Below are 18,760 nucleotides of genomic sequence, written 5' to 3'. Positions count from 1 at the left end.
ATGATAGTTCACCTTGGTAGTTTAACTTTTAGCGGTATAGATATTATCGATGTTGATGTGCAAGTACAGATATCACCAGGGATACCTAATTTTACTATAGTAGGGCTTGCTGATAAAACTATTGGCGAGTCTAAAGAACGAGTTAGAGCAGCACTTTCTTCAATAGGTCTTGCCTTGCCTGCTCAAAAAATACTGATAAATTTAGCTCCAGCTGATTTGGTTAAAGAAGGTAGTCATTTTGACCTTGCTATTGCTTGTGCTATACTTAGCAGCATGAAAATTTTACCAGCTGAGGAAATACAAGAATATCTAGTAATAGGAGAATTATCTCTAGATGGTTCTATTCTGCCTGTCAGTGGGGCTTTACCTGCTGCTATTGGAGCTTCGGCTAGAAATAAAGGGCTAATTTGTTCAAAATTTAATGGTCAGGAAGCTGCATGGTCTGGCAATAATAATATTTTGGTAGCAGGAAATTTAATAGAGTTAGTTAACCATTTTAAAGGTTCACAAATATTATCATCACCTGAATTAGAAATTGATACTACTATAATAAATTACCCTGATTTTAAAGATATCAAAGGACAAAAAGTAGCCAAGCGAGCTTTAGAAATAGCAGCCTCTGGTGGTCACAATCTATTAATGCTTGGTCCACCTGGTACTGGCAAATCTATGTTGGCACAATGTATACCTGGTATATTACCCAAAATGCAACCTGAAGAAATATTAGAGTGCAGTACTATAGCAAGTGTTGCAGGCAAGCTAGCAAACGGGAAACTATCAAGAGCTAGGCCTTTTCGTACCCCCCACCACTCATGTTCGATAGCAGCGATGGTTGGCGGTGGGGTTGGTAAAAGAGTAAAACCTGGAGAGATATCGTTAGCACATAATGGAGTGTTGTTTTTAGACGAATTACCAGAATTTCCACCTAACGTTATCGAATCTTTAAGGCAGCCAATTGAAACCGGAGAAATACTAATTGCTAGAGCAAATTCACATATAAAATATCCGGCCAACTTTCAGCTAATAGCAGCAATGAATCCTTGTAAATGTGGTTATTTAAGTGATCCTCACAAAGCATGTTCTAAAGCTCCAAAATGTGGGAGCGATTATCAGATGCGAATTTCTGGTCCTATCATGGATCGATTTGATCTGCATATAGAGGTAGGATCTATCGACTCATATAATTATAATTTAATAGAAGATGATACAGAAGAAGAGTCGGGGCAGATAGCAAATAGGGTAGAAATGGCTCGTAATATTCAACAAACTAGATATGAAGGATATAATATCAAAACAAATAACCGTTTGGACGGGCAGTTGCTTATCGAATATGCATTGCCAGTAGATGACGGTAAGGATTTACTTAATGAAGCCGCGACAAAATTTCGTATATCCATGCGTGCCTACAACCGTATCTTACGGGTTGCAAGAACCATAGCGGATCTAGACGCTTCTTCCAACGTCTACAGGATACACATTGCTGAAGCACTAAACTATAGAAGAATAGGGGGTAGCTTTTGAATTAACCATTAGACTTCCTGCATAATTCTACTTTTGCTGGTAATTTGTGCGTCGATCCGGTACTCGAATCCTCACGTACATTTGAGTACGCTGCGGTTCTGCGTTCCGTGTCTCCTACAAATTCCTCAGCAAAAGCGAATTCTGCAGGAAGTCTATTATTCGCACTTCTGTATACTGCTATGATTTCAAACTATGTGAGAGAGGCACAACTGTTGAAAGTTAAAAAATTGTCATCGCGATGAGCTTTGTAAGCCCTAAACCGTCATTGCGAGGAGTCGCTGTAAGCGACGACGTGGCAATCTTGTGAAGAAGAGCTTACTTCATGAGATCGCCACGGCGTCTATCGACGCCTCGCGATGACGGTTTTTTAACTTTCAACAGTTGTGGTGGCAATCCATGACTAGTCGCTTGCCTATTATCTACAGGCTTCGCTCCATCGTTCCTGCTATCCAATTCTCCTGAATTTATCTTAAGCTTTGTTTTTTATGTTGTCACAAGCCTTAGTCATCTCTCCTGTCATACTATTTATGGCATCAAACATTTTCATTGAAGTATCAGATGCCATACTGACAAACTCTTTAATGTTATTGATTGAAGTTTCGCAAGTCGACTTAAGGTATTTTTGCTGACATTCGGCTATTTGGTTAAAATCTCCAAAAGTTATTGCATCTTTTGTAGAATTCAGCATATTCATAGCATTGTTTTGAAAATCTTCTGAATTTTTTTGGATCATAGACTGCAGTGATTCAGTAACAATCTGATTTGTTGTAGTAAATATTTTAGTACTTTTCTTGATAGTATCTGACATAGCAGAAAAATCCATAACAGGTAAGTTTTTTACGGAATTTATGTAAACTTCTGGATTCATAAAAGATTTCATAAAATCTACAAATTGGGCAGTACTATTAGTCATTGTAAATCCTCTAAATTAAGTGATTCTATTTATTGTGTAAATCATAAACTTCATGTTACCATTTATAAAAATACGAGTCAATAGCTGGTTAATAATAATCTTAATATAGTCAATTGATTATACCAAAAACCCTAAATACAAATACTATATCATCGGCTGCTTCTTTTAGATAATCGAAACGACTAGAAGCTCCTTTATGTCCTGAATCCATATTAGTTTTTAGCAATAATATATTATCGTCGAGTTTTGTTGCACGAATCCTTGCTGCCCATTTAGCCGCCTCCCAATACCCAACTCTTGGGTCAGAGATTCCAGCAGTAATAAATAGACTTGGATAATTTTGTGGCTTTATATTATCGTACGGAGAATAAGACTTAATATAGTTAAAATAGTCTAATTCTTTAGGATTCCCCCACTCTTTAAACTCACTGGGGGTTAATGGCAATTGTTCGTCAAGCATGGTATTTAATACATCAACAAAAGGTACATGGGCAAGTGCTGCTTTAAATAATTGTGGTTGCTCATTAATTACCGCTCCAATTAATAACCCTCCTGCACTTCCGCCACAGATTACTATATTACCTTGGCTAGTATATTTTTCTTTAATTAGCTCTTTACTAACCGCAATAAAGTCGTCAAAAGTTCTTTTTTTATTGAGGAATTTGGCAGCCTCATACCAATCATGTCCAAGATCATCTCCACCTCTAATATGGGCAAGAGCATAGACAAACCCACGATCTACAAGAGAAATAGCGCTATTCCGAAAAGATACTGGTATGCTAATGCCATATGAGCCATAGCCATACAAATATAAAGGATTTTTCCCATCTTTTTTAAACAATGCTTTTTTATATAATAAGGTAATTGGCACTTTTACCCCCTCATTATCAGCAAATATCCTTTCTACCATATATTCTTCAGGGTTAAAGCCACTTGGTATTTCTTGCACCTTCAATATTGACAATTGGTCACTATCAAAATCATAACTATAAGTGGTGTTTGGTCTAGCAAGTGAAGAATAATTTACTCTAATATCATCTTCCTCAAAATTAGTAGACAAAGCGTAGGCAGTAAAAGAAGTATCCGGAAAGTGAATAGCTTTCTCATCCCGTTCTTTAAGATATTTTATTTTAATAACAGGCAATCCTTGGTCACGATAATTAAGTATTAAATAATTTCTAGTGATGGCAAAGCTTGACAAATATCTATCCGAATCTTCCGGTATATAATCATTCTTCCATAAATCATTTTGGAAATTATTTATATTTACTAGTACTATACGAAAGTTTTTTGCCCCTTCATTGGTCTTAATATAAAAATTATCACCAAAATTATCACCATTATGCTCAACATCATAAAAAATCTCTTCTTTTGACGCTCTAATCAGTTTAGGCTGAAAGCTATGATCATGCATTTGCACCGCATATATTTCATTTTCATTATGACCAAAACTATTAACAAAAATATATTGTCGACTAGCTGACTTTGTAGCGTTCAGCTGATATAATGGGTCTGTTATATGCAGTACTAACTTATCATTTGAAACTACATCACCTAAAGAGTGGAACATTAATTTATCATGACGAAAATTTTCATTAATAGGCATATAAAAAAATCCCTTGAGATCTTCATGCCAAATTATATTACCACTAACGTTATTTATTTCATCTAGTAAATATTCTTTAGTCTTTAGGTTATAAACCCTAATTATATATTTTTCATCACCGGAAAAATCAACACTATAAGCCATTAACGTGTGATCAGGAGAGACTGCTACTTGCCCTACATCAGTAAATTTATTACCTTTAGAGATGCTATTAACATCTAATATAATTTCTTCAGCAGCATCTACTGACCCCATTTTTCGACAGTATATAGGATATTCTGTAGTTTCTTCAGTTCTAGTATAATAGTAATAATTATCCTTCTTTACGTAAGTTGACTGATCCTCGAGCTTAATCCTACCTTTTAGCTCTTCAAATATTTTATCTTTTTCTTGTTGTAATTGTGCAAAAAATTGTTCGGAATATTTATTTTCTGCCTGTAAATATTCTATAATTTTTTTATTAATAACATTAGGCCACTCACTATCCCTAAGCCAAGCATACTCATCTGTAATTTTTTGACCATGTAATACAAAATTATAATCAATCTTATCGGCTATGGGTGGCTTCATTTTACTCTCCTCTACTACTTGTAATCAATGATATGGTAAAAATAATTAATAGTATCATTACTACCAACAAACCGGTTGACTGATTATGCCAAGATTTCATTTTACGTAAAGTATTTTTTTCTATTTTGTCAAAAGTAGGGCAGTCCGCTCCTATTTTATCATAAAACTCTTGCACCACTAAGTTATATTTAAAATAAATATGACGAATATTATTTTCAATAAACTGAAATAAGTCTAAATTTATGTTGGCAGTTGAACGCCTAGAAATCGTTTTACTAAGAACTAAGGCAAATATTATACCTATTACTATTATTACCATTTGTTTTACTAAATCCAACCAATTTGTATCAATTATTTCAATAGGATAAGATGACCATACTAGTTTCAAACCTTCTTCTAAACAAAAGCTAGTTGCTAATAGAAACGATAACATGACAAATAAACTAACTTTAGTTAGAATATTTAACTTAGGGTAAAAACCACTAACTAAAGATTTGTATTTAACTGTAGAAAATAAAGCGATGCATGTGACAATCTTGAGTAAGAAAATAGCATAATAATTAATATCTTGGTTCAAAGCATTGATCACAACAATTTTGGTAACAAAACTAGCAAAAGGAGGCAAAGCTATAATGAACAATACACTAACTATTAAACTAACAAACAACAAATGACTTTTGGGCGAGTAAATTCCTTTTATTTCAGAACAATTTTCTATATTTTCTTTGTCTATTAATATAGCAACATATAAACCAAATAAAGCTTTATACAGTATATGGACAAAAAGAAAAACTATGATTCCTAAATTTGCTTGTTGAGATTTTGTGCCAATAGCAATCAGCATGAATCCAAGCTGAGAAATGGTAAGATAACATACTAATCTTTTGATGTTATCTTCTAGGCAAGCATAACCCCCGCCATATATAATCATTAATAATCCAAAGAATTTAAGTATTTCTAAGCCACTAAATAGTTTAAGGAGTATAATTATCGATATTTTACTAGTAAAGCTAGTTAAATATATTATCCCTGAGCTTGAAGCAAATGGATAGCAATTAACAATCCATCCAGAGAAAGGTATGCTAGCTACATTAATCAAACAACCACAAAGTATTAGAGCATAAAATATAAAACCAGCCTCTTGATTTTCTGTCAATGAGGTAAGAGAAACAATTTGTGAACTAGAGGTGTGAGTAATTATATAACTAATCCCTATTAAAATAAGACTACCACTTATAAGATGGGTAAGCAAATATTGTCTTGCTGCTCTAACACTATTTTTGTAATTGCCATAAAAAATCAACAAAGCAGCAAATATCATCATCATTTCTAGAGAAGCAAACATCGAAACAAAATCCCCAGCAAATAAACAGACCAAAGAACTAGCTGAATATAGGCTACCTATAAGTACCTCAAATTTTCTGTTTTTACTTATGGCATATAAGTTAGTAGCCAGCGTTACAACAATAAAAGCAAGTGCTATTAACTTATTTTCACTACTAAAATTAATAACAAAACTATTATTGTATAGATTAATTACCATCTCATCTTTGTTGTTAATTAATAATATGCCAACAACTATTGGACATATTATTGAAATAATATAAAATATTTTTTTCATTATTTAACCTATCCAAATTCGTGTTATTCCATATCATATTAATTCTTTTGTCAACATTAATGTCACATTAATTACGCGAATTCGGGATAAGAATTTGTCAATTCTTATTCCAAATTCGGTGAAATTATCGAAACAATCAGATTTGAGACGATTCTGTATCTGATTGTTAAATTAATATAGTATAATACATTGAATTAGGTGACAAGAAACATAGAAATAGCTTCGACTTAAAGAGACTATACATATTATACCTGAAGATACTAAAGTTATAACTATTGGTGACAGAGAAGCAGATATCTTTAAGCTATTATGGTCGTGTCAAGAAATGGGTACTTTGTTTATTAGACTTCTTTCGAAACTCTACTTCTGCTGGTGATTTGTACGTCGATGCGGTACTCGAATCCTCACGTACATTAGAGTACGCTGCGGGTCGAGGTTCCGCGTCTCCTTCACACCCTTGCGCATAAGCGAGTTTCGAAAGAAGTCTATTGAATAATGGTGGGCCCGGCAGGACTTGAACCTGCGACAACACCGTTATGAGCGGTGGGTTCTAACCAACTGAACTACAGGCCCTTTTATAGTGATCGTTAAGGTTTATATAATTATTAGCTTTCTAAGTCTAGTAAAATTTTTATAACACTTGAAAAAATTTTAATTAATGTTTTAATTAATTTAGGACTTTTTGGGGCAATTTTTCTGATTATTTATTTTTTTTGCATAGCTATAACAATATATTGCTTTAAAAAACATGCCCCCCAACACCAAACTTGATATTATTAATTCCATTATTTTATATTTTTGGGCTAGTTCTAGATTTACAGCTCTCATATATCCAAAAAAATATTTTATTGAAAAAATGATAAGTATCAATATAAGAGGTTGCCATGAACCTGGAATAATTATTAAATTATTATTAACCTGTATAAGAGGTTTGTCAAAAAATCGCCAATTAATAATAATTGAGATAATTAGCAATATACAAAATAATGTTAAGTCTTGTACATTATTAGAAAATCCGTTTATATAAAGTAACAAGAAAATAACAGGAGCAATAAATAATCTTGATGGCAATATAACTGTTTGCTTAGTTGCTTTAATCCCTCTAAAAATTAAGTAACCAAATAATAAGTATACCCAAAATGGTGTAGCCTTTAAAAAATATATGATTTGCATTGTATATAACCTAAACTTCTGAAAGTTTTCTTGCTTCATCAGCCGATATCAAAGCTTCAATAAAGTCATCTAGTTGCCCGTTTTTTACGATATCCTCTATTTTATAGAGGGTTAGATTAATTCTATGGTCAGAAACTCGACCTTGTGGAAAGTTATAGGTACGAATTCTTTCTGATCTATCACCAGAACCAACTTGCCCTTTGCGTACCTCGGCTCTTTCCATATCCTTTTTATATCGCTCTGCTTCATAAATTCTAGAACGAAGAATTTTCATAGCTTTAGCTTTGTTTTTATGCTGTGATTTTTCATCTTGTAATGCAACGACAATACCAGTTGGTAAATGGGTAATCCTTACCGCTGATTCTGTGGTATTTACGTGTTGTCCGCCGGCTCCCGATGCACGATATGTATCAATTCGTAAATCTTTGTCATCGATCTTAACATCTACATCTTCTGCTTCAGCCAAGACAGCAACAGTAGCTGCAGAAGTATGTATCCTACCACTTGACTCAGTCTCAGGGACTCTTTGCACCCGGTGGACGCCTGATTCGAACTTAAGTTTAGAGAACACATCTCGTCCTTTAATTAGTGCTGATGCTTCTTTATATCCGCCAATACCAGTATCAGAGATTGATAATATTTCAAAACGCCAGTTCTTTAATTCTGCATATCGGTGATACATATTAAATAAATCTGCAGCAAATAACGCCGCTTCTTCTCCTCCGCTACCAGCTCTTACCTCAATAATAGCATTTTTTGTATCAGCTTCATCTTTTGGCAACAAAGAGAGTTTTACTGCCCTTTCTAATTTAGGCATCAGAACCTCTAAACGATGTACTTCATCATATATCATCGTTTGTGTATCATTGTCCAAATTTGCTTCTTGAGCCATCTCTTTGATGTCGTGCAATTCAGATAGAGATTTATTATATTCATTAATTGTTTGAACAATAGGTTCTAGTTCGGCATATTCCTTCGATGCTTTTATAAAATCATCTCCGACTATACCAGTGGCCAACTTTTTCGATAATTCTTCATGTTTATTCAAGATTTTTGCTAGATTATCGGAAAAACTCATAATTTATTCTATATTTATAATGGAATGAGGAGTATACTTCTATGATTTAAAGAATTGAAATTATAGCTAAACTCAGGGTAATTTAAAAGTCACAATCATTAGTTGCTATAGATGCAAATCTAACCACTATCGATGTCATCCCTGCTTCGGTGCGGGATCTATATTACTTAATAGTCTTTCAGGCTTATTTTTTTAGATTCCTGCCTACGTGCATAGGTGTCAACTTAAGAGCGTAATGATTGAGCATGTATAAGTAAATCAAACCTAAACGTCATTGCGAGAAGCCGCTGCAAGCGGCGACGCGGCAATCTAGGATACGCGAAGCGTTACTCTAAAAAAACAGCTTCGCTGTTTACCTGGATCGCCACGGCATCTAAAGATGCCTCGCGATGACGGTTAAGGAAAAGCTTGATTATCGAGTTTAAGCTCTTCTTCACAAGATTGCCACGTCGGCACTTTGTGTCTACTCGCTAATAGACGGTTTTGGCTAAAACCTTTTCGTGTTAGTTATATAAGCATTAACGCAGGACTCTCCATAAATTTTTTAAATGAAGCTAAAAATTTAGCTCCAACAGCACCATCAACAACTCTGTGATCAGAAGAAAGAGTAATATCCATGATAGTAGCGACTTTTATCTGATTATTTTCAATTATTGCACGTTTTGAGCTTGCTCCTATTGCTAGAATACAGCTTTGTGGCGGATTTATTATAGCACTAAAGTTCTTAATACCGTACATACCTAAGTTAGAGACGGAAAAACTTCCTCCCTGAAATTCTTCAGGAGTTAGTTTATTATCTCGAGCCTTTTTTATAAGAGTTTGTAATTCTTGCGATAATGTAATTATATCTTTTTGATCGGCATTTCTGACTATAGGCGTTATAAGACCATTATCAATTGCCACAGCAACCGATACATCAACATTATTATAATACCGAATAGCAGACTCATCCCAGCTAACATTTGCTTCCGGTACAGCTTTTAAAGCTTTTGCCACTGCTAAAATAACAAAATCATTAACTGTAATTTTAATTTTACTCTCTTCTACAAGTGATTTATTTATATCTTCTCTAATATCCAATAACTTATCCATGTTACATTCTATTGAGAGATAGAAATGGGGTATGGTTTGTTTAGATTCAAGCAAACGTTTAGCAATAATTTTACGAATATTATTATTGGGGACGCACTTGTACTCCTCTTTATTTCTGTTCACCGCTCTAATCTTACCACTATTTGTGGGTAGCACTAAGTATGATAACACATCTTTTTTTATTATTCTTCCATGAGGTCCACTACCTTGAATATTTGACAGATCAATATTATCAATAGCAGCTAGTCTTTTAGCCAAAGGCGAAGCATATATCCTACCTAAAGCTTTTACATTCATTGTTTGCGGTTGCTGATCATACTTAACCGCCTTAGTTTCTTCTATAGATATTACTGATTCCGTAGATGGTTTAGCAGAATTATCACTACTTGCTATAAAACTATCCAATAAGCTTGCATCTTCACCATCTTCAAGTAATACAGCGATAAGCGAACCCACCGGCACATTGTCTATACCTTGCGGCACAATTATTTTAGCAAAAATTCCTTCTTCTACAGCTTCCACTTCCATAGTAGCTTTATCTGTTTCTATTTCCGCTATAACATCTCCTGGAACAACTTTATCCCCTTCTTTTTTAAGCCATTTTGCAATATTCCCTTCAGTCATAGTTGGAGATAGAGCAGGCATTAGAATTTTAATTGGCATAAATAGTTCTAATTAGTTGGTATTTTGGTTGGATCAGGGCTGACTAACATAATAATCTGTTTACCTTCCATTTTAGGAGCAGAATCAATCTTAGCTAAGCCCTCTAGTTCTAACGATATGCGGTCAAACAACTTCATACCAATATCATTATGGATAATCTCTCTGCCTTTAAACCATAGAGAAATTTTTACTTTGTCACCTTCCTTCAAAAAATCTTTGATCTTGCGAAGTTTTACATTAAAATCACCTTGACTAATGTTTGACTTAAACTTCATTTCTTTAAGGACAACAACCCTTTGTTTTTTCCTACTGTCTTGGATACGCTTTTTACTCTCATATTTAAATTTACCAAAATCCAAAATCTTACAAACAGGTGGTTCGGCATTTGGTGAAATTTCTACCAAATCTAAAGCAGCTTTTTCTGCACGTTCCAAAGCTTCCCTAATATTAACAATGCCAAGCATCTGACCATTTTCATCGACTAAACGAACTTGACTAGCCCTAATTTCCCTATTAGCCTTCGGAAAATTACTATTCTTAATTCCAGAAATAAAACTTCTCCATAATTATTGTTTAAATAAAAATCATCTTTAGCATAACCTTTCCTAGTACTACAGTTGTAGTTACTACACAGAACTGTCATTCCCGCTTCGGTGCGGAATCCATAATATCTAATAGCCTTTACAGGTTATTTTTTGGATTCCTGCTTTCGCAGGAATGACATCGTTTTTGGTTCTGTAAGCACCATTACTTACGTTGGCTTTTTGATCCACGCAACAAAACTTTCACGGGGATGACATCATTTCAACGTTAGTACTACAACTGTAGTACTAGGTTTCTGCTTTTTTAAATTGCCTTCCTTCCCCTACTTACATTAAATAGCGGTTATTATGATCTTTTACAAGCTTTACTAGATTTTGTAGAGAAATAATTTCCTGCTGATTTGATCCTAGTTGTCTTATAGTCACAGTATTATTTAGCATTTCTTGTTTACCAACAACGGCTATTATAGGTACTTTATTATTAGAAAAATAGCGTATTTTATAATTAATCTTTTCAGGTGAAATATCGACATCTGACCGTATTCCTTCACTAATCAACAATTTGTGTATTTCCAGTGCATAGTCATTTAAGTCACTTGTAATGGTGGCAATAGCTACTTGCACAGGGGCTAACCATAAAGGAAAACGTCCAGCATATTCTTCAATTAATATGCCAATAAACCGTTCAAAAGAACCAATTACAGCTCTATGCAACATTACTGGTCTTTTTTTCTCACCGCTTACAGCAATATAATGAGCGTCTAGACGTTCCGGTAAAACAAAATCAACTTGCAGAGTACCACATTGCCATTCTCTACCTATTGAATCTTTAAGACAAAAGTCTAGTTTTGGTCCATAAAACGCACCATCACCGGGATTTAATATGTAAGAATAACCGGCTTCTTTTACTGCTTCTTTTAGAGCATTTTCTGCTTTATCCCAAACTTCATCGCTGCCAGCTCGTATTTTAGGACGATCTGAGAATTTAATTTTAATATCAGAAAAACCAAAATCTTTATAAACCTCGGTTAAGAGGCTACAAAATTTTACCGTCTCGCTATTAATTTGTTCCTCAGTACAAAAAATATGTGCATCATCTTGCCTAAAAGCCTTTACTCTCATCAGACCATGCAATGCACCAGATGCCTCGTTTCTATGACATAAACCAAATTCAGACATACGTAACGGTAAGTCTCGGTAACTCTTGATACCTTGTTTAAAAATTTGCACATGACATGGGCAGTTCATTGGCTTCATAGCTAGTGTTTTATCATCAGCGAGATTTAGGGCAAACATATCATCCCTAAATTTTTCCCAGTGACCAGAAGCCTCCCACAGGCTTTTATCAACAAGCACAGGAGTTTTTACCTCGATATATCCAGTTTTTCTAATTTTATTTCTGATATATTGTTCGATAATGCGATATATACTCCAACCTTTATCATGCCAAAATACCATACCTTGAGCTTCTTCCTGAAAGTGAAACAATCCAAGCTCCCGACCTAATTTTCTGTGATCACGCTTTTCTGCCTCTTCAATCATATAAAGGTAGTTATCTAACTGTTCTTTTGTTGCCCAAGCTGTCCCATAGATTCTTTGTAGCATAGGATTTTTACTATCACCACGCCAATACGCCCCAGCCACTTTCATTAATTTAAAATGTTTGATGAAGCCAGTTGACGGGCTATGCGGACCACGGCAGAGATCAACAAAGTTACCTTGGCGGTATAATGTAATTTCCTCACTTGCTGGAATTTCCGAGATTATCTCGGCTTTATAATGCTCACCAATTGATTTAAAAAATTCTATGGCTTTATCACGATTCCATAGCTCTCTAGTAATTTTTTCATTTCTTTTGACAATCTCATGCATCTTGGCTTCTATCTTAAGCAAATCCTCAGATGAGAAAGGTTTATCCTTAGCAAAATCATAAAAAAAGCCATTTTCAATAGCAGGACCTATGGTTACTTGGATATCTGGGAATAATTCTTTAGCTGCCTCTGCTATTATATGAGCGGCATCATGACGTATTATCTCTAAACATTCAGTATCTTTATGGGTCAGAATCCTTACATTACAATCAGATTCTATAGGTAAACTTAAATCCTTTAGTTCATTATTTATTTCAATAACCAAGGCATCTTTTGCTAGAGAAGTAGAGATTTTACTAGCTATCTCCAATCCCGTAATATTTTTTTCAAATTGTTTTTGTGTTCTATCTGGAAAAGTAATATTTATCATTTTATTTTATCTAATTTTAGCCCCTTCATATTAGCTTGTTAATAGTTTATATTCAACTTAATTTTTAGGTTGTGAAGGTCAGGGCAGTTTAAAAGTCACGACTAATGATAGAAAATGTTAAATTATAGAAACAAATAGTTGTCATTGCGAGCCACAAAGTGGCACAATTGGTTAAATTCTGATATTTACCTTTTGTCATTAGTGGATAAGGGTAATTGTGTTCGGTTTGAATGTGGTTATGGCGTTCCTATTGGCGTAGGTGGGACTCATGTTAATCTTTATCATAATGATCCTGCTGACACGTGGTTTGCTGGTACTGGCACTTTTACTGTTAGTGGCTTGGGGGTTGGCGAAATAGGAGGGATTGGTAATTTTAGTTATGGTAAGTGGTGGTAATACATATACGCGAATCCGGGATAAGAATTTGTCAATTCTTATCCTGAATTCGCGTATTTAGGTAACGATCGCTCTACTAGCTAAAATGCTCCTAGATAGGAAGCTGTTGATATAGATAAGGCATCTTCTTTTAAGGTGTATTAATCTCTAACAATAGTGGTGAGTGATCGGATATTTCATCTTTTAATATTTCAAAATTACTTATAATAATATCAGGAGAAGTAAAAATATAATCAGCGAATTTTTCTTCTTTTGTATATATATTAGTACGTGTAGATTTAATATTATAGATTTTTATAAGATTATGCATGCTATTTTCAAGTATTTTTATACTTTTGGTATCTAGAGTTAAATTGAAATCACCACATAATATTTTAGGTGTATTAATAGTATCTACAAAATTTTTAATCCTTTGAGATTGATTTATTCTTTCTTGTGTATCCGTTTTCCCCATCCCATTCCATAAACCATGTACATTAAAGAGAGTATAGATTCGGTCATTAAAACGATATTTAAGCCATTGCATTTTTCTAGAATGAGTCGGACCGCAACCTATGTAATTGTGATTATCATGTATGTTAGTCTCCCCTTTGCTTAGTATATCAATTTCCTTTTTTATAAATATCCCAATACCATACCCTTCCCCTACAACTGGTGTAAAAAATGCATTATGCTTTGGGAGTAATGCACTCATTTCTGAGAAAATATTAAGGCTAACTTCGTTATCATCAGTTGATACTTTATGTAGAGCATTATTATATACTTCTTGAAGACAAAAAATATCAATATCTCTATGTAATTTTATAAATTCTAAAAGTAGTTGTCGTATATGTCCTCCCCATATGTTAAGACTGATAAGTTTTAAACTTTTTTGTCTAGATTCATTTACATTGTATTCTTTTGTACTCGGTGACTTTGTGGAATACAACACGGGTTCTATTTTACTACCAATTATAAATTGCATATAACAGCTAAACAAAACAATAAAAGTTATTGCACTTAATTACATTTTTCATTAAATTATCTTCTTTTATTTAAAATTAATCATATCTTTGATTTAATGTTTCTTAATCCTAAGACTAATTTAATTATAAATTGATAAATAATTAAAAATTATAATTAATGGTTGTTATATATATGCCATAATCAAAAAGGTAAATATGACAGTTATTTCACTTCGCCTTTTCATCTCCAGGTAATACATAACTTGGTCCTTGCCAACTTGATGAAAAATCAAATTCTCTATATGGTTGCTCGAGTTTCACTGGCTCATATACTACTTTTGCAAGAGTCTCATCATATTTAACCTGCACGTAACCCGTTAATGGGAAGTCTTTTCTGAGAGGATGGCCGACAAAATCATAATCTGTTAGAATACGACGATTATCATGACTACCACCAAAAATTACTCCAAACATATCATATGCTTCGCGTTCATACCAGCAAGCAGCACTAAATATTTTGGTAACTGAGGGGATTATGTCATGTTCTCCAGCCTCAATTTTTACTAATATACGTTTATTTAATTTAAGACTCAGTAAATTATACACTATCTCAAACCGATTAGAGCGGTTTAGGAAATCAGCAGCAAATAGATCTGTTAGCACAGTAAAACGCAAATCCTCAGATTCCTTAATTGCCGATAAAAATGGTAACAAACTTTCTATACCAGCTTTATAGCTAGTAAAATGTATATTTAAATCATTTACAGGCAAAGCAGTTATCTCAAGCTCCTGATTTTTTATTAAGTCGTCAATGATATTTTCCATTGTCACCTTCTCTAAATCTAGTAGTTCTTTTAATCTTCTTTTGTAACTGCATTAAACCATAAATCAAAGCTTCGGCAGTTGGAGGGCAGCCTGGCACGTATACGTCTACTGGAACAATCTGATCACAGCCGCGTACTACTGAGTATGAATAGTGATAATAACCACCACCATTGGCACAGCTTCCCATTGACAGAACCCACTTAGGTTCAGTCATTTGGTCATAAACTTTTCTAAGAGCCGGAGCCATCTTATTTGTTAATGTTCCTGCAACTATCATTAAATCAGATTGACGTGGGCTTGGTCTAAACAACATGCCAAAACGATCCATATCATAGCGGCTAGAAGCAGCTTGCATCATTTCTACTGCACAACATGCAAGACCGAAACTCATAGGCCAAAGTGAATTAGATCTAGCCCAGCCTATCAAATCATCGAGTTTAGTTATAAGAAATCCTCGGTTTGAAATTTCTTCTTCAAGGAGCTTATCTTGATCATATTCATATAGATCTATCTTTGCTTGCATGTCATTACTCCCAGTCTAAAGCTCCTTTTTTCCATTCATATACAAAACCGATGGTAAGTACCAATAAGAAAAACATCATTGAGAAGAAACCAAATTTACCAATTTGTCCAAGCATAATAGCCCATGGCACCAAAAAAGTTATTTCTAGATCAAAAATAATAAATAAAATAGCTACTAGATAAAAACGTACATCAAATTTGCTTCTAGCATCACCAAAAGCTTCAAATCCGCATTCATAACTATCCAACTTAGCCTTATTATATTTTCGAGGAGCTAAAAGCCTTGGCAATGTAACTATTACCAATGATAAAACTGATGCTATACCAAAAAACACAGCTATAGGCAAGTATTCTTGTAAAATATTAGATGCTTCCATTAGATGTTTCCAGCATTAGTAATTATACTCCTGTGATTTTGAAAGAAGTAACTTAAACAAAATCATCGCTCCAAAAGAGCTGCAAACCCACCATATTTGCCAAATGTTAAATGAAATCATACCTATTATATAATAATTTATAAAGCAAGCATAGGCAACTGACTTGTAATTTAATACATCTATTTTGTTATTTTCAGTCGTTCGATTTATCTTACCACTTTTAGAGGATTGCACTAAGGATATATTACTAATTTTTTGAATATATTTGTAAATTAAAGATAAAAATAGTATCAAACCTATTAAGCCCGTTTCCAATAAAATTTGCATTATATTATTATGTGGGTGTAGAGGAAGGGGAGACCACGTCCACTGGTTATATCTAATCATTTGTTTCTCATCAATTTTAAAATTTCTTGATGAAGCAAATCCATGACCCAAAATTGGTTTTTTGATAATTTGTTCGGCAACAAAGTGCCAAATAAATACACGATGCTTAGCAGAGTCCGGTAGAAACTTGGCATAGTGATCTGAGGCATAATGTGGTTGTATTTTATATGCAATTATCGGCATCAATATTGAACCAGATATCATAGCAAGGGTAAATAATCTCAAAAAAACAGATTGCAGTGATTTGGTTACTAACAACCTATTTGTTAAAAATACTAATCCAGCTACGGTAAATGCTAAAAAGCTTGCAAGGCTATCTGAGATATAGAGCAAATAAAAAATTATCAGGTAATATATTAGTGCTAATAAATACCTATGATATGATATAATTATAACTATCGCTACCCATGAAAGAACTGATAATAAAGAACACCCACGGTCAAGAATGAATAAAAAGAATTGACATGAAGATTTTGGCTGAAAAACAGTACGGAAAGCCCTTGTTATAATACCGTGAGATGTGTATTCTATAAAAAACAAGGCAATTGCTGCTGTTATTCCTATAATAAAGTATATTTTTATTTTAGTTATATTTATGGATAATTTGTCAATATTGCTATTTACGATAAACCCTATTAGAACAATCAAACAAACCTGTAGATAGTTAAATAAAGAGGAGGGGTAGTTAGGTGAATAAAAATTTGTTATAAGACACCAAAGACAAAATAGTAATTCCAGTTTCCAATTGGATAACAAAGTTTTTTTAATAGTAGCGTATTTAAAATGAATAAAGATTTTATCTCGCAAAGCAATTAATATAGTTAATAACAACATAGGAACTGTTACTGCAGCAGAGAAACCAGAAATCAATCCAACTACTGGGAATAACATGACTAATAGGCATATCAAAGAATTGGCTTTTGCAAATACTTGCAGGGCATTCGTGTGTTCACGTACTAAATGTACGCTCCGCTTACTCTCCCCTTGTTTATTGTTCCCATTCTTCAAATCATTTGAGTATATCATTACTTAAAATATCCTATAAACAATTTTTAGCAAAGATTTCATAAATAGGATGTTCAAAGGTGGAGACTGAAATACTTGACGAGATAAGCCATCCTTGGAAAATTAACATAGCATCCTCATCAATTTTATGCTCTGTAATGGTTAATAGCATGTAATTATCTTCATTAAAAGGATCAAGATTTTTAATACATTTATGAAGTTTAATTTGAATATTACTAAAATATTGTGGTTCATTAGGTTTTAATACCAGCTCCTTTGATGTTGCTGTGATTTTATTTAAAGCAATAATCTTACCAAGACTGCAAGTTTTTAATTCTGAATGTTCAACATTATTTTGTATATTAGGCAAGTTATTAGAATCAGCAACATGCTTAGTAAAATTATTATCTTTTTCTAATTCATTACTTTCATCTGTAGTATCAAGGAATTCCATATTTTGAGCAGTATAGTCAATTGACGAGAATTTGGTGATGTCGTCTTCGATCGCTTGCCTATTATCTATAGGCTTCGCTCCATCGTTCCTACTATCCAATTCTCCTGAATTGACTATATCTTCAGCTTGTCCATAAGAAGAAAGAATGCATAAAAACCCCATTATACTAGCAAATATAAGGTGCTTCATCAATTTCTGCAACATGCGAAAATAACAATTCTTTAAGTTATAATTTGGACTATGCTGAATTATACTAGCATGTAGCAAAATTGTATATATAAAATTTTGCAAGAATGTACAGGGTAATTTAAAAGTCGGGCTGCAAGCCTAATAGATAAAGGAAAAAGTGCTTAATATGCACTCGATGTCATTCTCAGCAACGGCGGGAATCTAAAAAAATAAGCCTGAAAGACTATTAAGTAATATAGATCCCTGCCTTCGCAGGGATGACATCGGTAGTGGTTAAACTTGCATCTATAGCAACTAGTGATTGTGACTTTTAAATTACTCTGGAATGTAACAAGGATGGTTTAAAAATCATAGCTGAAGATGGAAAATGTTATCCCCGCATAGGCTTTGCCTATAGCTAGACCGAAAAATTTTTAGCCAAAAACCGTTTATTAGCGAGGAGGCACAAAGTGCCGACGTGGCAATCTTGTGAAGTAGTACTCAAATCACCTCGAGGTCGCCTAACAAAGGCAGATATTACTTCATGAGATTGCCACGTCGGCGATTTCATCTCCTCCTCGCTAATAGACGGTTTTTTGGCTAAAACCTTTCCAGTTTAGCTATACGTGGATCACTAGTATGTCATTCCCGCTTCGGTGCGG

15 protein-coding genes, 1 tRNA gene and 1 pseudogene are annotated in these 18,760 nt (G+C 33.8%); 2 read left to right on the top strand and 15 right to left on the bottom strand.

Translation table 11 applies throughout. The annotated features are described in order from the left end of the window. Positions 1–1,521: a YifB family Mg chelatase-like AAA ATPase gene (locus AAGD45_RS07700; protein ID WP_341761314.1), complete on the top strand. Its 1,521-nt coding sequence runs from the start codon at positions 1–3 to the stop codon at positions 1,519–1,521. 469 nt (positions 1,522–1,990) lie between these two features. Here AAGD45_RS07700 and AAGD45_RS07690 read toward each other — a convergent pair whose 3' ends face one another. The 9 genes from AAGD45_RS07690 to thrS all read right to left on the bottom strand — a co-directional run bounded on the left by AAGD45_RS07690 (position 1,991) and on the right by thrS (position 13,020). Beyond that, positions 1,991–2,434 carry a phasin family protein gene (locus AAGD45_RS07690; RefSeq protein ID WP_341761313.1) on the bottom strand — a complete coding sequence of 148 codons (444 nt, stop codon included), beginning with the start codon at positions 2,432–2,434 and terminating at the stop codon, positions 1,991–1,993. A 109-nt stretch (positions 2,435–2,543) separates the two neighbouring features. Continuing rightward, positions 2,544–4,610, bottom strand: coding sequence for a S9 family peptidase (locus AAGD45_RS07685; protein WP_341761312.1), 2,067 nt, complete (start codon positions 4,608–4,610; stop codon positions 2,544–2,546). A 1-nt stretch (position 4,611) separates the two neighbouring features. Beyond that, positions 4,612–6,231 carry a proton-conducting transporter membrane subunit gene (locus AAGD45_RS07680; protein ID WP_341761311.1) on the bottom strand — a complete coding sequence of 540 codons (1,620 nt, stop codon included), beginning with the start codon at positions 6,229–6,231 and terminating at the stop codon, positions 4,612–4,614. A 496-nt stretch (positions 6,232–6,727) separates the two neighbouring features. After that, positions 6,728–6,804, bottom strand: a tRNA-Ile gene (locus tag AAGD45_RS07670). 99 nt (positions 6,805–6,903) lie between these two features. After that, on the bottom strand, positions 6,904–7,404 hold the full coding sequence (locus AAGD45_RS07665; protein ID WP_341761309.1) for a hypothetical protein: 501 nt from the start codon (positions 7,402–7,404) through the stop codon (positions 6,904–6,906). A 10-nt stretch (positions 7,405–7,414) separates the two neighbouring features. Beyond that, positions 7,415–8,482, bottom strand: coding sequence for a peptide chain release factor 1 (prfA, locus tag AAGD45_RS07660; protein ID WP_341761308.1), 1,068 nt, complete (start codon positions 8,480–8,482; stop codon positions 7,415–7,417). A 507-nt stretch (positions 8,483–8,989) separates the two neighbouring features. Further along, positions 8,990–10,237: a pyruvate dehydrogenase complex dihydrolipoamide acetyltransferase gene (locus AAGD45_RS07655; protein ID WP_341761307.1), complete on the bottom strand. Its 1,248-nt coding sequence runs from the start codon at positions 10,235–10,237 to the stop codon at positions 8,990–8,992. Between the two features lie 8 nt (positions 10,238–10,245). Then, positions 10,246–10,701, bottom strand: a complete 456-nt coding sequence (gene infC / locus AAGD45_RS07650) for a translation initiation factor IF-3 (protein ID WP_341761306.1) — start codon at positions 10,699–10,701, stop codon at positions 10,246–10,248. Positions 10,702–11,106: 405 nt separating this feature from the next. Then, positions 11,107–13,020, bottom strand: coding sequence for a threonine--tRNA ligase (gene thrS / locus AAGD45_RS07645; protein WP_341761305.1), 1,914 nt, complete (start codon positions 13,018–13,020; stop codon positions 11,107–11,109). A gap of 144 nt (positions 13,021–13,164) precedes the next feature. Here thrS and AAGD45_RS07640 point away from each other — a divergent pair, with 144 nt between their 5' ends. After that, positions 13,165–13,416 carry a hypothetical protein gene (locus AAGD45_RS07640; protein ID WP_341761304.1) on the top strand — a complete coding sequence of 84 codons (252 nt, stop codon included), beginning with the start codon at positions 13,165–13,167 and terminating at the stop codon, positions 13,414–13,416. A gap of 130 nt (positions 13,417–13,546) precedes the next feature. On the opposite strand, the gene AAGD45_RS07635 is transcribed toward AAGD45_RS07640, so the two are convergent. The 6 genes and pseudogenes from AAGD45_RS07635 to AAGD45_RS07610 form a co-directional block, all read right to left on the bottom strand. Beyond that, the gene (locus AAGD45_RS07635; RefSeq protein WP_341761303.1) at positions 13,547–14,380 is read right to left on the bottom strand and encodes an endonuclease/exonuclease/phosphatase family protein; all 834 of its coding nucleotides are present in this window, start codon (positions 14,378–14,380) and stop codon (positions 13,547–13,549) included. A 208-nt stretch (positions 14,381–14,588) separates the two neighbouring features. Beyond that, on the bottom strand, positions 14,589–15,191 hold the full coding sequence (locus tag AAGD45_RS07630; RefSeq protein ID WP_375333093.1) for an NADH-quinone oxidoreductase subunit C: 603 nt from the start codon (positions 15,189–15,191) through the stop codon (positions 14,589–14,591). Next, complete coding sequence (locus tag AAGD45_RS07625; protein WP_341761302.1) at positions 15,169–15,708, bottom strand: NADH-quinone oxidoreductase subunit B family protein; 540 nt, start codon at positions 15,706–15,708, stop codon at positions 15,169–15,171. Before AAGD45_RS07625 ends, AAGD45_RS07630 begins: the two co-directional genes overlap by 23 nt. Before the next feature lie 4 nt (positions 15,709–15,712). Continuing rightward, entirely contained in the window at positions 15,713–16,084 is a 372-nt protein-coding gene (locus tag AAGD45_RS07620) for an NADH-quinone oxidoreductase subunit A (RefSeq protein ID WP_341761301.1), read from the bottom strand. Between the two features lie 15 nt (positions 16,085–16,099). Continuing rightward, a complete protein-coding gene (locus tag AAGD45_RS07615; protein ID WP_341761300.1) occupies positions 16,100–17,497 on the bottom strand; it encodes an O-antigen ligase family protein in 1,398 nt (465 codons plus the stop codon). A gap of 13 nt (positions 17,498–17,510) precedes the next feature. Continuing rightward, a pseudogene (locus AAGD45_RS07610) lies at positions 17,511–17,798 on the bottom strand (DUF2155 domain-containing protein); the annotation flags it as partial. Positions 17,799–18,760: the final 962 nt, after the last annotated feature.

It is taken from the genome of Candidatus Tisiphia endosymbiont of Thecophora atra (assembly GCF_964026395.1).
Lineage (GTDB): Bacteria > Pseudomonadota > Alphaproteobacteria > Rickettsiales > Rickettsiaceae > Tisiphia.
The sequence above is the reverse complement of the archived record's forward strand: the minus strand, read 5'-3'. Positions and strand labels throughout refer to the sequence as shown.

Bases quoted from the DNA above. Each gene is read 5' to 3' on its own strand.
- AAGD45_RS07700 (WP_341761314.1), top strand. From the start codon at position 1: ATGATAGTTCACCTTGGTAGTTTAACTTTTAGCGGTATAGATATTATC.
- AAGD45_RS07690 (WP_341761313.1), bottom strand. From the start codon at position 2,434: ATGACTAATAGTACTGCCCAATTTGTAGATTTTATGAAATCTTTTATG.
- AAGD45_RS07685 (WP_341761312.1), bottom strand. From the start codon at position 4,610: ATGAAGCCACCCATAGCCGATAAGATTGATTATAATTTTGTATTACAT.
- AAGD45_RS07680 (WP_341761311.1), bottom strand. From the start codon at position 6,231: ATGAAAAAAATATTTTATATTATTTCAATAATATGTCCAATAGTTGTT.
- AAGD45_RS07665 (WP_341761309.1), bottom strand. From the start codon at position 7,404: ATGCAAATCATATATTTTTTAAAGGCTACACCATTTTGGGTATACTTA.
- prfA (WP_341761308.1), bottom strand. From the start codon at position 8,482: ATGAGTTTTTCCGATAATCTAGCAAAAATCTTGAATAAACATGAAGAA.
- AAGD45_RS07655 (WP_341761307.1), bottom strand. From the start codon at position 10,237: ATGCCAATTAAAATTCTAATGCCTGCTCTATCTCCAACTATGACTGAA.
- infC (WP_341761306.1), bottom strand. From the start codon at position 10,701: ATGCTTGGCATTGTTAATATTAGGGAAGCTTTGGAACGTGCAGAAAAA.
- thrS (WP_341761305.1), bottom strand. From the start codon at position 13,020: ATGATAAATATTACTTTTCCAGATAGAACACAAAAACAATTTGAAAAA.
- AAGD45_RS07635 (WP_341761303.1), bottom strand. From the start codon at position 14,380: ATGCAATTTATAATTGGTAGTAAAATAGAACCCGTGTTGTATTCCACA.
- AAGD45_RS07625 (WP_341761302.1), bottom strand. From the start codon at position 15,708: ATGCAAGCAAAGATAGATCTATATGAATATGATCAAGATAAGCTCCTT.
- AAGD45_RS07620 (WP_341761301.1), bottom strand. From the start codon at position 16,084: ATGGAAGCATCTAATATTTTACAAGAATACTTGCCTATAGCTGTGTTT.
- AAGD45_RS07615 (WP_341761300.1), bottom strand. From the start codon at position 17,497: ATGATATACTCAAATGATTTGAAGAATGGGAACAATAAACAAGGGGAG.